The organism is Psychrobacter fulvigenes (assembly GCF_904846155.1).
Classification (GTDB): domain Bacteria; phylum Pseudomonadota; class Gammaproteobacteria; order Pseudomonadales; family Moraxellaceae; genus Psychrobacter; species Psychrobacter fulvigenes.
Window position 1 is genome coordinate 2,316,305 of record NZ_CAJGZP010000001.1, and the last position, 13,280, is coordinate 2,329,584.

Sequence of the window (13,280 nt, forward strand, 5' to 3'; positions counted from 1 at the left end):
CATCAGACCTACAATCTTTATCCAAAGGTATTTTATTAATAGATACACTTTATTATCGGGTAAGTAAGGTTACTCAGCTTTAGGTATCGAAACGCCGTTCATTAGAGATTGATATTCACCAACAGCCATCGATGAATAATAGGTAAAACTTATGGCGTTAATAGTACAGAAATACGGCGGTACCTCAATGGGCAGTATTGACCGTATCAAAAACGTCGCGAAACGTGTCAAGCGTTGGCATGATAACGGCCATCAAGTCGTCGTTGTGGTCTCTGCCATGAGCGGCGAAACCAACCGTCTGATTGATCTGGCACGCCAAATTAGTAACGACCCTGATCCTCGTGAATATGATCAAATGGTCTCTACTGGCGAGCAAGTGTCTATTTCTCTACTGGCAATGGCAATTAAAGAGCTAGGCGTTGGTGCGCGCTCATTTACTGGCCGTCAAGTCGCGATTAAAACTGATAGCTCACACAATAAAGCCCGTATCGAAAGTATTGATGACGAAAATATTCGCGAGCAATTAGATGCTGGCAATGTCGTCATCGTTGCAGGCTTTCAGGGTATTGATGAGCACGGTAACGCCACCACATTGGGTCGCGGTGGATCTGATACCACAGGCGTGGCCATTGCAGCGGCGCTAGGTGCTGATGAATGTCAAATTTATACTGACGTTGACGGGGTCTATACCACCGATCCACGTGTCACCTCAAAAGCCAAAAAGCTTGAAAAAATAACCTTTGAAGAAATGCTAGAAATGGCCAGTCTTGGCTCTAAAATCTTGCAAATTCGTTCAGTCGAGTTTGCTGGCAAGTACGGTGTACCATTACGCGTACTCTCTAGCTTTGATGAAAACACTGATGGCAGCTTCGACGAAGATTTTCAAAACAATGTCGGCACCCTAATTACGATAGACGAAGGAGACAGTATGGAACAGGCAATCATCTCAGGTATCGCCTTTAACCGCGACGAAGCAAAAATTGTAGTACGCGGTGTACCTGATCATCCCGGTATTGCCTCTGCAATCCTGACTCCGATTGGCCGCGCGAATATCGAAATCGACATGATCGTACAAAACTTATCGACTGGCGGTACGACTGACTTCACTTTTACTGTCAATCGTACAGACTTAGACAAAGCCATGAAAGTGCTGAATGACGAAGTCAAAGACGAGATTGGTGCCAAAGAAATATTGGGCAATAGCGAAGTCGTCAAAGTTTCTTTGGTCGGTGTTGGCATGCGCTCACATGCAGGTGTTGCAAGCCTCATGTTCCAAACTCTTGCTGAAAACAATATCAACATCCAAATGATCTCAACCAGTGAAATCAAAATCTCTGTTTTGATTCAAGATCAGCACTTAGAAAAAGCCGTTAAGTCCTTACATACGGCCTTTGGTCTGGATCGTGAAGAAGGTGATAGCAAGGTTTCAGGGCAATAAAGCGCTCTAACTAAGCAATCTGAGTCTTCAAAACTCTTGATATTAGCTGATAAAACAGGGTCATTTATGACCCTGTTTTTTTTCACTTTTATATTGGTTAAGAGTGATGTTTACCCACCAGTTTTGTTAAAAGCCGTGACAGTATCTGTTATGGCGCCTATAATGGACGCTCATTTGGGCTAAATGAACCTACCTATCATCGTCGCTTATCCCATCGCACTTTATCTATAATATGAGACAAAATGTATCATTTTGGAATTATTATTGATAAGATACATGTGCAATGATATAGCGATGATTTGCAATTGAGATGTAATGTAATGAGTAATATTTTCTTAATGCGACATAAGGAGTGTGACGCATGCTAATTTTGACACGCCGCGTGGGCGAGACATTAATGATCGGCGACGAGGTCAGTGTGACTGTCCTAGGCGTCAAAGGCAATCAGGTGCGCATAGGCGTTAACGCACCAAAAGATATTGCTGTACACCGCGAAGAGATCTATCAACGTATCCAGCATGAGCGCTCTGTACAGTCGCAAATGCAACATCTTGAGCAAGGCAATTTTGCGCCTTCATTTGATGACGAAGATTATTTTAATCGTTAATTTAACTTGCTTTGAGGTCACTTACTTATGAGTATCCGCCAATCAGACATATCGGCTCTACTTAATGGTTTGAACAAAAAAGCCATTGGATTCAATGATGTCATCAGCTTTATTGATGATTTCTATCGCTACACACCCGTACCCTTTGTCAATGGCATGGTACATAACCAAGCTGGCGAAAACGAGGGCAGTGCCAAGATTTTTGGCTTTGCAAAGCTGCATGGTCTAGACCAATTAGATACCCTGAAGCTATTCGGTGAGCATTACGCCAAGGTACAGGCAACACCGAAAGGTACAGATCATGCCAATATTCGCAACTTTTTGCATTGGGGCTGGCAAGGGTTTTTGATGGAAAACAACCCTCTTACAGAGCGTCCAAGTGTAGATACTACTGCGCTATAGTTGATACATAGGCAACCTGATCAAGACTGCAGTAACAACGACCGTAATAGAAAGCCACGCTATATAGCGTAATGCCAGTCAGTTAAGGCCGACTGGTATTTTTTTTGGGATATTTTTGTGGTTTACCCTTAACCACCCTCGGGCAAGATCGCTTTCTGCGTTCAGGAATGACAAACAATTTTCCTTCCTCTAAAACTGCATCTAACAACTTAGGGAAGAGTCCTGCAGCCTGTAAAGGCGCAAACCGTAAAAGATCAACAATCGTAATAGACACCATATGAAAGCTAATTCGTAGAGGGCTAACCTTAGCTCTAACTGCCATATATCGCATCAAACGTCTTATCAGATTATAAGCAATCATAAGCCCCCAGAACTCTTGTAACACAAGCTGTGGCAGCTTACTTCTTAACAACAGCCCCTGCTGTAGATCAGACTTAATTTCCCTAAAAGCCATCTCGATCTCCCAGCGCTGCAAGTACAGCTGTGCCACTTTATCCTTAGTAAAGCGTTTATCATCTATTAAAGAGGTGATGTATCGTCTTATCTTACCCTCATAACGACACTCAATTAATCGAGCTTGCCAAGTATCGGGTAGGTTTGGATTTTTCTTTTGAGCTTGGGGAGAAACCGGCATTTGTATCAAGTAGTCCCCTTCACTAAAGGTTTCAATCACAGTGTAACGCAGATTATCTTTAGCCCGCATGAGCCAGTGACTGTTTGGATGGGTTTGTTGCCAACTAATCAGTAGGTCTGCTGAGAAATAGGCTCTATCAAAGAGCGTAATGCTGTTGTCTTGAATATTTAGCTGACGGGCTAATGTGATCTCTCCTTGACCCATATCTCCAAGGGTTGTGTCAATGATCTCATGCGTGTCAGTATTGATCAGGCATACCGAACGCATTTGGGGATAGGGCGCCTCTTTAGTTCTGCCTTTGCTTGAACTAAAGTACTGAAGGTTCTCATCAGTATAGGGTAGTGAGTATACGACACCGTCTACAGCTTGGACGCTAAGTCCCATAAAGTCTTGCTGCTGGGCTCGTGATTCTGTTTGGTAGTGAGCACTTAGTTGATGAAATAGCTGCTTTAGAGGCTCATGCCCGAGGCGTTGTCTTGCTTGTACCACTGCACTGGGTACGCAGGCCTGTGAGTCTATATTAAGCCGCATCTGCTCTGTGATATACCAAATTGAACGGTTTCGATATAAAGCTGTGCCGATGACTATCCAAACAACGTGTTCGGCAGGTAGCTTACGCCTTCTAATGCTCGCCTTGCCGGTATACTCTAAAGCTTGCTGTATCCACTCAGGGTCTATTAATTCACTAAATTGTTCTAGGGTGTCTGGAATCCTTTTATGCGTCTCATTAATAGCGTCTTGTAGTCTCATAGTAAAATAGCCCATCTACTTATTAGATGGGCTATTTTATTACTTTTATTGAGTTTTTGCCTTAACTGACTGGCATTACGCTATATAGCGTGGCTTTTCTTCTGTTGACTTTTATGGCTTATAAACATCTTTATTTATGGTGTAATGGACAAAATTCATGCTGGTGTAGGGTCTAACGCTATATACTGTCTATATTTGCAAGGAATCAACGCTATGAATCAAAAAACTGCCCTTTTTGTAGTAATAAACACACTAAAAAGAATGGACGCAAACTAGGCAAACAACAGTACCAATGCCTATCTTGCAAACGGCAGTTTTTAGGGGGCACAAGACTCAATAACCAAATGCTTTGGACTGAATATACGCAAGGGAAACAGACGTATAAACAACTGGCTGACAAGTACCACTGTAGTCTTAAAACCATTCAAAGACGCTTAGACAAAGTGAGTATTGAGTACCAAATCAAACGACCTAAGCGTGCTAATATCATCATGGACACGACCTATTTTGGCCGTGGGTTTGGTCTCATGGTATTTATGGACAACGCCACTAGAATGGTTCTCCATTACGCTATAGTCAGTCATGAAACCAATAGTGCCTATAAGCAAGGGGTTGATTACTTAAAGGTGCTAGGCATTGATATACAAAGCATCACCTGTGATGGTAGACGAGGACTTAGAACGCTATTTACCAGTACTCCTTGTCAGATGTGCCAGTTTCATCAGATACAAATAGTGACTCGCTACCTGACTCGTCGCCCTAAGAATATCGCTAGCATTGAGCTTAGGCAGCTTACTTTGACCCTAACACAGCTTGATAAAGCCGCGTTCATAAAGTGCTTAGATCACTGGTACCTGACTTACGAAGCCTATCTCAGTGAACGTAGTACCAATGAGGATACGGGTAGAACTTGGTACACGCATAAGCGTCTTAGAAGTGCTTATCGTAGCCTGCGAACCAACAGTGATTGGTTGTTTACTTATCAAGAATATGAGCACTTAGATATACCAAATACAACCAATACGCTTGAAGGTTTATTTAGTAAGCTCAAGCGGCAATTACACAGTCATCATGGCTTAAATGAGCACCGTAAGTTACGGTTTATTAAAGACTTTTTACTCTCAAAGTCACGCAAATAGCATGAATTATGTCCATTAGCGACTACCTTCTACTTTTTAGCATGAATTTTGTCCATTACACCTTATTTATCAATAAACTTGATTGGCTGGATTGCGCCTTTAGGATTGGGCATATTTGGATAGTGATGTTCGTGCTCCACATCACACTCAGCACCCACGATAGAGCCATCCTCTTTGACAGGTTTATGAATATAACCTGTACGCTCAGCAGGCGGTAAGTGCTCGTGCTCCCACACCATGACTGCCTGCATACAAGTCTCACGTTGTTCGACCGTTAGTCGTCTACCATCAGGCCATTTACCTAACTCAATGGCGACACGAAACTTCTCGACCACTTCTGGGGTTAAGCTTGCCAATATTGTTTGTTTGTCCATGTTACCTACTCTCCACCGCTGTTTTTATGTGACATTTTCATATAAAAGATATGTTTACTCATCATCAATACTATCATCATCGTCATCAAGGCTAAACTCTTCGGCATGCACATTCCAGTGCAGTTTAGTGCGGCACGCTTCATAAAAGTCAAATCCTGGAGGATGCAGCAAGGTTAGCTTGTCTGGATGTTTGCGGATATACAGACGCTGATCCTGCTCCAAGGGCATACTTGCTTTGCCATCAGCACTGACCATAGGTTGGGTACGATTGTCTTCGTGAATCCTAATACAGACCTCACTGTTTCCACTGACCACAATCGGTCTGCTAGACAACGTATGCGGATGCATGGGTACTAAACAGATGGCATCCATGCTCGGATGGATAATAGGCCCGCCACCAGAGAGCGCATAAGCAGTTGATCCTGTGGGTGTCGCTGCAATCAAACCATCACTATGCTGGCGATAAACATCCTGTCCATCAATTTTCATTTGAAAATCAATCATATGCACAGACTTACCTGCATGCAATACCACGTCATTGAGCGCCATATCCTGATGAATAATCTCTCGGCCCTCACGTATCTCCATCGTTAATAAAAACCTATGATCCAGCTGATAATCACCCATCAATACTTGGCGTAATTTAAAAGCGGCCTCATCAGGCTTTACATCAGCCAAAAACCCCAAACGACCACGGTTAACTCCCAATACAGGCACTCGGTAACGGGCAAGTGCTTCTGCAGCATGGAGTATGGAGCCATCACCGCCTACCACAATGACTAAGTCGCAAATTTCGCCAATCAAACTACGTTTGACGATCTTAACTGATTCAATTTCGGTCAGGTCTAAAGTAGGCAAGTTGGCCGTCTGCACATCCATAATCAGCGTCAGTTTCATCTCATTGATGGTTTGGGCAATTTGCACAAGACTTTGGGTGACACTGCGTTTTCCTGCACGCCCCATCAGACCAATACGGCGAAAAGCAGGGTTTTTGATAGCGTGAAAAAGCTCTGATTGATGTAGATGTGGCAATCTTTCTGACTGCGCTGAGTTTTCCATAAAACGACTCGACATAACTTTAAAGTACAGCGCAATGATAGCGATAAATGAGCGCTTAGACTAGCATGTTTATCAATTATCGTTGTTAACTGTCGTAATTGACCCCATATATCAGCTATCATACGTCATCTTTAGACGTATTTTTCTGGCGACGCAGCAGCCCTTTATCTACCTGTCAATATGCGACTCAATAATCTCGTGAAGCCTTGATGGCTGTCACGTAAACACAGTTGACAATAATGGCTGTTTTGCTAAAGTAGCTGGCATCTAAATTATTTATATTTTATTAAGGACATATATATGGCCAATCCTATTGTCAGTCGCGCAGAGCTTGCGATCGGCGGGAATCCAATGACGGTCAAGGGCGTGATTCAAAAGACCAGTCTATTACTTGGATTATCTGCGATCACTGGTGTGGGCTTTTTCTTTTATGCGCTTATGGCAGGTCTATCGCAGGGTTTCATTACGATGGCGGCCTTTGGTAGTATGTTTGCTGCCTTTGGTTTAGCAGTTTTTATTACCTTTAAACCACAAAAAGCCAAGACCTTTGCCGTACCTTACGCGTTACTAGAAGGCATATTTTTAGGCGGTATCTCGCTGTTTTTTATGAGAATGTACCCAAGCGTGCCAGTCACTGCTATGTGTGCAACCTTCGTGACAGCAGCAGTGATGCTAGGACTCTACCGTTCTGGCTTTGTAAAAGTGACTGAAAAATTCCGCTCAATTGTGACGTCGGCGATTATTGCCATTATGCTCGTTTACGTTGCGCAGTGGGTGCTTTCTTTAGCTTTTGGTTCAAGCTTACCCTTCCTATTCGAAGGTGGTGCTATTGCCATTGGCTTTAGCTTGTTTGTCATCGTTATCGCCTCTTTCACCCTATTATTAGACTTCGATAACATTGATCGCGGAGTTGCGATGGGCGTTTCTGAAGACTACGAATGGCTATTTAGTATTGGTATTCTTGCAACGCTGGTGTGGATGTACATTGAATTCATGCGCCTGCTCAGCTATCTGCAAGACTAATTCATTAAACTGTCTCATAAAAGCTTTGCATAAAAACAAAAACCGCCTTTAGCAAAAGGCGGTTTTTTTTATGGGTGTAACTAATCATGGATGCAACGAATGGCTTATTTAAATTAGGCACGTTTTAGACGTAAGGCGTTTAATACGACTAACAACGAGCTTAACGACATCCCGATAGCAGCAAGCCAAGGGGGTACATAGCCTAGCGCCGCTGGTATTAATACGCTACCGTTATAAGCGAGTGCCCAGCGAAAGTTTTGCTTAATGATACGTTCGGTTTTGTCAGCGATACGCTTGGCAGCAGTAATGGCTTCGATTTGTCCATTCAATATGATACTGTCACTAGAAACCTGCGCCAAATCGGCTGCCCCAGCAATCGAGGTCGAGACATCCGCTGCGGCTAGTACGGGTGCATCATTGATGCCATCACCAACCATCAGCACTATCCCGCCTTCAGCCTGCAGTTTTTGAATATGATTGACCTTATCTGTCGGTGACAAACTATTATAAGCAGCCTGCATGCCCAAGCTCTCAGCCATCACCAGTGCTTGCGGACTTGGATCGCCTGTCAACATAATAGGCTCAATGCCCATGCCTTTGAGCGCATCAAGCATCGATTTGGCGCTATCACGCACCCTATCGTTAAAGTAAAAACAAGCCAGTGCTTGCCATGATTTTGACTGACTCTGTTGGCAAGATAACACCACTGCTGAGCTGGCTCGCTCGGCAACCAAATCAATGGTTAAATCGTTATCCTCATTAAAGTCGCTGTTCGCTCTATCTAAAGCAAAATCCGCATGACCAATCCGGTATAGCACACCCTCAATCATCGCTTCTACCCCACCTGCAGGATGATGACGCAACGCTTGAGTAGGTGGTAGGTGTAGCTGATAAGCAGCGGTGAGCAGCGCATGAGCGATAGGGTGGCGACTGCCTACTTCTAGCGCCGCCGCAATCGCTAATAGCTGATCTTTTTGTGCAGCCAAAGCTAAGTCTTCCGTGTTATTTTGACGAGCAAAGTCTGTTAGCTCAATATTTAATAAGTTGGGCTTACCATAAGTCAGAGTACCCGTTTTATCAAAAGCCACATGCGTAATCTCAGCCAGTGTTTGCAGGGTATGTCCACGAGTAGTCAAAAAGCCATAGCTGGCCAAACGGTTGGTGGAGACGGTCAAAGCAATCGGCGTGGCCAGTGACAGCGCACAAGGACAAGTGGCCACTAGCACCGCTACCGTTGCCCAAATCGCTTGGCTTGGATCGACGATATACCAACCGATAAATACCAAGACCGACAGTACCAAAACCCGCGCGACAAACCAACGTGCCAGCTTATCCGCTTGCTGGGCGAGCTTTGGCTTTTCACTCATGGCGCGGTTCATGAGTCTATCAATCAAGCCTATTTGGCTGTCTTCTGGCAAGGCTGTGACCAGCATTTCAAACGGCTGACTGTCGTTTTGCGCACCGCCAACGATATAGTCGCCTTGGGCTTTGATAATCAAGTCACCCTCGCCCGTCAGCAAGCTTTGTGAGACAGTCGCGGTTGGACTAAGCAAAATACCGTCACTGATAATTTCAGATCCAGCATCCACCATAATAATGTCGCCGACTTGCAAGCTATGAGCCGTCACCATGTGTTTTTCTTCTACAGACTGCTCTGATTTTGAAAGAGAGGCTGATTGACTACTTTTCTGTTGCCAGTCTTGTGCAATACGGGTGGTTATTTTGTGAATATTGGCATCCATGCTCTGCATAAAGTTTGGCAGGGATTCTGGCGTCGTGTTTAATTGGTCTTGAGCGTCTGTATTGTTAGCAGTTTGATTAATAGAATCTTGGTTTACCTGATCAGATTCATTTTGCTTAACAGCATTTTTCTTAACAGAGTTTTGCTGTAGCTGCTGCAAAACACGCTCAGCCGCGTCTTTGTCTTCAGCAATTTTTTGTACCAAGACTGGTTCAATCACCACCAAATCATTGGCCATGGTGGCGGCTTTTAGACGCGCATTATGCTCAATATAACGTCCTGCCAATAAGAAGAAAATAAACATACTGACCGAATCGTAGTACGTCTCCCCTTGCCCCGTAATGGTGGCATAAAGACTGGCAAAGAAGGTCACAATCAAAGCGATACTGACTGGCACATCCATATTCACCTGACGGGCGCGAATCGCTGACCACGCTGAGGTAAAGAAAGGTATTCCCGCATAAAAGAATACAGGCGTACTGACGAATAAAGAGACCCAGCGCAAAAAGTCACGCTGAAAGACCAACATGTCGCTGTAGTTACCAAGGTAAATCGCCACAGAATACATCATCGCTTGCATCGAGCCCAATGCAGCGATACCGAGCCTTAGTAGCATTTGATTGGTATGACGCGCTAGCATGGCCTCATGGGTGTCTTGGCGATAGGGTTTCGCCTCATAACCAATTTCATTGATAATACCTAAGATACGGCTAATCGGCAGTTTGTCTTCATCCCAAATCACGCGCATACGCTGATTGGTCAAGTTCACCTGACATTTACTGATCCCCTCTAGCTCATCTAGACGCGACTCAATCAACCAAGTACAGGCCGCACAGCGCAAATTATTGACAGACAGCTCCGCAACCGACATACCATCCTGCGCATAGACAAACTGTGACTTTATCTCGTCATGATCATAAGCTTCGAGACGAGTGAGCTGCGTTGGCAAGCTTGCTGTTCGGTTAATCTCAGAGCGGTCAAGGTAGTATTGCTCGAGACCAGCCTCTACAATACTTTGCGATGCCAATTGACAGCCCATACAGCACATCTCACGCGGCAAGCCCAAGATCTCGGTATGAAACGGCGGCTGTGGTACTGGATCGCCGCAGTGGAAACAGTGACCAGCGCGCGGTAATACCAGACCTTCAGTAATGGAGTTGTCTTCATAAGAAGATGATGCTGGATTTGCTGACACGGATGACGAGGCACTGGACGACCTACTAGAAATAGTCACGCTTACTTCCTTTAGATATACTGACTTTGGATATACGGTGTTGCACAAACATTACTTGGATTTAATAAAATGCAAAAATCACAATAACTTAGCAACGATTGGTAGAATAACCGCTGCTAATCCACACAAAAAACATCGTTATCATAATGATAGATTGTTATCTTATATGGCACTCGCTCATCGAATTAAAAGCGTTAATAAGTTATATAATATGGTGACGATAAATGCTGTGCTTAGTATACACTTTCACAGCTCAACACTCCTGAATGACTGCGTAGATGATGAGAGATTGAAAATTTAATCAATTTGCGTCATTATGAGTCAGTTTTTTTATGTTAAAACGGTGCAACATCAGTGCAAAAACCCAAATTTACTCAGTCAAAGCTTCCTAGATCTGCTATAAGCACTTTGCCATCGCAGCAGCGCGGCATTGTATTTAGCAGTCTCTTATTAATCGTTGTCATCGCTGGCATGGTGTTGTTGGCACTGTATTTGCTCAAGCTCGATCGTACCATCACCCAAAAATTTGAAGGTAAGCGCTGGGATATTCCTGCCAAGGTATACTCACAGCCTTTAGAGCTGTATCAAGGTGCCAAAGTCGATAATAACGCCATGAAGACTTGGCTTGAGCTGCTCAATTATCGCAGCAATAAAGATTATAATCGTACGGGCAGCTACCATAAGTCAGGCAGCACCTACTATATCCACACGCGTGGTTTTAGCTACAGTGCAAATGATGTCGATGAAGCGCAAGTCATTAAGATGACCATTGCTGACAATATGGTGCAGTCCATACAAAGCACTGTGCCTGCAGAATCTGGCATCATTCGTCTTGAGCCAGTAAGTATCGGTGGTATCTATCCAGATAGCAATGAAGACCGATTGGTCGTCTCTTTAGATGACGTACCGCAGCCATTAATTGATGCCCTGATTGCGACTGAAGATCGTAGTTTTTATGAGCATAAAGGCGTGTCCGTACGCGGTATTGCTCGTGCTGTGCTCAATAACTTCTCTGGTGGCTCTATGCAGGGTGGCTCGACCATCACCCAGCAGCTGATCAAAAACTTCTATTTAAACTCTGATCGCACCTTAAAACGTAAAGCCAATGAAGCTTTGATGGCAGTATTACTAGAGCTGCACTATAGCAAAGATGAAATCTTGCAAACCTACCTCAATGAGATTTATCTTGGTCAAAATGGCAACCGCTCTATCAATGGTTTCGGTTTGGCTTCGCAGTTTTATTTTAATCAACCACTGAAGGAGCTACGTTTGGATCAGCAAGCAATGCTTGTCGGCATGGCAAAAGGACCAAGTGTTTATAACCCACGTCGCCATCCAAATGATTCAAAAGCACGCCGTGATGTGGTACTTAATAATATGCTCAGCATTGGCATGCTGTCTCAAGAAGAGTATGACGCTGCCATTGCCAAACCCTTAGATGTGGTCGATAAGCCAGTAGAAGGAAAGAGTCAGTTTCCAGACTTTCTGGATATCGTCAAACGTGAGCTCAATGAAGTTTATTACTCTGATGACCTAAAAAACGAAGGTCTGATTATCATCAGTACGCTCGACCCTATTACGCAATTGGCAGCCAATAAGGCAGTTGATAACAAACTTGGTGAGCTACGACGCCGCGGTAGCAAAACCAAAGACTTACAAGGGGCTTTGGTCAGTGCCAATCCAGAAACTGGCGAGCTAGTCGCCGTAGTCGGTAGTGGCAGCGAGTTTACTGGATTTAACCGCGCTGTCGATGCAAAGCGTCAAGTGGGTTCACTCTTAAAGCCTGTCATCTATATGACGGCGCTTGAAAGCGGTCGTTATAACTTGGCCAGCCCTGTTGATGACTCACCAATTACGGTCAATTTAGGAGATGGCAGTAAATGGAATCCTAAGAACTACGACGGCCGTGATCATGGCTATGTACCCTTGACCACTGCCCTAGCAAAGTCTTATAACCAAAGTACCGTTCGCTTAGGAATGGAGTTTGGCGTAGATACATTTGCCAAGCAGCTACGCCGTTTGGGTGTTGAAGAAAAAATTCCTGCGTATCCATCAGTACTTTTAGGCTCGGTTAACTTAAGCCCGATGGATATGCTCGGCGTCTACCAAGTCTTTGCCACAGGCGGTTTTCGCACCCCTATTCACAGTATCCGTACTGTCATTGATGATCGTGGACGTATCTTGCAGCGCACAGGGCTGAATACCCAGCGTAGCATCCCGCCTGAGACCAATTATCTGACCAATTATGCGCTACAGCAAGTGGTAAAAAACGGTACCGCTAGACGTGTGCAATCACTCGGTAGCAACTTGAATCTGGCGGGAAAAACAGGGACAACCAACGATTACCGCGACGCTTGGTTTGCAGGTTATAGCGGTAACTACGTCAGTGTGGTTTGGGTTGGCCGTGATGATAATAAGCCCATTGGCCTGAGCGGTGGTACTGGTGCATTACCAGTGTGGGTTGATTATATGAAACGCTTAAGGCTGACCCCAGTATCTATGCCTGAGCCTGAAGGTATTGAATGGTTATGGCTTGAGAACAACTCAGGTAAACTGTCTCATGAGCGCTGTGAATCTGCACGATATTTGCCCGTTATGTCAGCGCACTTACCAACAGAGGCCAGTAGCTGTGCTCTCGCTTTATATCAGCAAGAGCAAGCCCGCGATCAGTTGCAGTGGCAACGTGAACAAAGTAGTCTGAATCAGCAGCGCCAACGTGAAGGATTAGAGATACCCAATAGTGAGGTGATTAATCCAGATGAGCAAGGAGCAGATGAAGGTACTGCCCAAGAGCGTGCGGACACTTGGTATGATCGAGCACTTGAATGGTTCTAATACCTCAAATGGTGCTGATAAAAGATGAATGGATTGTTTATCAG

The 13,280-nt window shown here is 44.5% G+C and carries 9 protein-coding genes and 1 pseudogene; 6 read left to right on the forward strand and 4 right to left on the reverse strand.

The genetic code is table 11. The features are described from left to right. The first annotated feature begins 151 nt into the window (after positions 1-151). The 3 genes and pseudogenes from JMX03_RS09785 to JMX03_RS09795 all read left to right on the forward strand — a co-directional run bounded on the left by JMX03_RS09785 (position 152) and on the right by JMX03_RS09795 (position 2,447). On the forward strand, positions 152-1,438 hold the full coding sequence (locus JMX03_RS09785; protein WP_201574267.1) for an aspartate kinase: 1,287 nt from the start codon (positions 152-154) through the stop codon (positions 1,436-1,438). A 361-nt stretch (positions 1,439-1,799) separates the two neighbouring features. Further along, positions 1,800-1,967, forward strand: a pseudogene (csrA, locus tag JMX03_RS09790) (carbon storage regulator CsrA); the annotation flags it as partial. 105 nt (positions 1,968-2,072) lie between these two features. After that, entirely contained in the window at positions 2,073-2,447 is a 375-nt protein-coding gene (locus JMX03_RS09795; RefSeq protein ID WP_227677648.1) for a HopJ type III effector protein, read from the forward strand. Between the two features lie 82 nt (positions 2,448-2,529). On the opposite strand, the gene JMX03_RS09800 is transcribed toward JMX03_RS09795, so the two are convergent. After that, positions 2,530-3,846 (reverse strand): IS4 family transposase, encoded by a 1,317-nt coding sequence (locus JMX03_RS09800; RefSeq protein WP_265090475.1) that lies wholly within the window; start codon positions 3,844-3,846, stop codon positions 2,530-2,532. A gap of 176 nt (positions 3,847-4,022) precedes the next feature. Here JMX03_RS09800 and JMX03_RS09805 point away from each other — a divergent pair, with 176 nt between their 5' ends. Then, positions 4,023-4,970, forward strand: a complete 948-nt coding sequence (locus JMX03_RS09805; protein WP_455233745.1) for an IS256 family transposase, variant Zn-binding type — start codon at positions 4,023-4,025, stop codon at positions 4,968-4,970. 62 nt (positions 4,971-5,032) lie between these two features. On the opposite strand, the gene JMX03_RS09810 is transcribed toward JMX03_RS09805, so the two are convergent. Both JMX03_RS09810 and JMX03_RS09815 read right to left on the reverse strand, forming a co-directional pair. After that, positions 5,033-5,344 carry a YeaC family protein gene (locus JMX03_RS09810; RefSeq protein WP_201596473.1) on the reverse strand — a complete coding sequence of 104 codons (312 nt, stop codon included), beginning with the start codon at positions 5,342-5,344 and terminating at the stop codon, positions 5,033-5,035. Between the two features lie 54 nt (positions 5,345-5,398). Continuing rightward, on the reverse strand, positions 5,399-6,403 hold the full coding sequence (locus JMX03_RS09815; protein WP_227677647.1) for an NAD(+) kinase: 1,005 nt from the start codon (positions 6,401-6,403) through the stop codon (positions 5,399-5,401). Between the two features lie 300 nt (positions 6,404-6,703). On the opposite strand from JMX03_RS09815, the gene JMX03_RS09820 reads away from it, so the two are divergent. Next, on the forward strand, positions 6,704-7,426 hold the full coding sequence (locus JMX03_RS09820; protein ID WP_201596475.1) for a Bax inhibitor-1/YccA family protein: 723 nt from the start codon (positions 6,704-6,706) through the stop codon (positions 7,424-7,426). Positions 7,427-7,539: 113 nt separating this feature from the next. Here JMX03_RS09820 and JMX03_RS09825 read toward each other — a convergent pair whose 3' ends face one another. Then, entirely contained in the window at positions 7,540-10,401 is a 2,862-nt protein-coding gene (locus tag JMX03_RS09825) for a heavy metal translocating P-type ATPase (protein WP_201596477.1), read from the reverse strand. Positions 10,402-10,755: 354 nt separating this feature from the next. Here JMX03_RS09825 and mrcB point away from each other — a divergent pair, with 354 nt between their 5' ends. After that, positions 10,756-13,236: a penicillin-binding protein 1B gene (mrcB, locus tag JMX03_RS09830; RefSeq protein ID WP_201574263.1), complete on the forward strand. Its 2,481-nt coding sequence runs from the start codon at positions 10,756-10,758 to the stop codon at positions 13,234-13,236. Positions 13,237-13,280 lie beyond the last annotated feature (44 nt).

What these genes read in the sequence shown, in the direction of transcription:
- JMX03_RS09785 (WP_201574267.1), top strand. Translation starts at nt 152, where the DNA reads ATGGCGTTAATAGTACAGAAATACGGCGGTACCTCAATGGGCAGTATT.
- JMX03_RS09795 (WP_227677648.1), top strand. Translation starts at nt 2,073, where the DNA reads ATGAGTATCCGCCAATCAGACATATCGGCTCTACTTAATGGTTTGAAC.
- JMX03_RS09800 (WP_265090475.1), bottom strand. Translation starts at nt 3,846, where the DNA reads ATGGGCTATTTTACTATGAGACTACAAGACGCTATTAATGAGACGCAT.
- JMX03_RS09810 (WP_201596473.1), bottom strand. Translation starts at nt 5,344, where the DNA reads ATGGACAAACAAACAATATTGGCAAGCTTAACCCCAGAAGTGGTCGAG.
- JMX03_RS09815 (WP_227677647.1), bottom strand. Translation starts at nt 6,403, where the DNA reads ATGGAAAACTCAGCGCAGTCAGAAAGATTGCCACATCTACATCAATCA.
- JMX03_RS09820 (WP_201596475.1), top strand. Translation starts at nt 6,704, where the DNA reads ATGGCCAATCCTATTGTCAGTCGCGCAGAGCTTGCGATCGGCGGGAAT.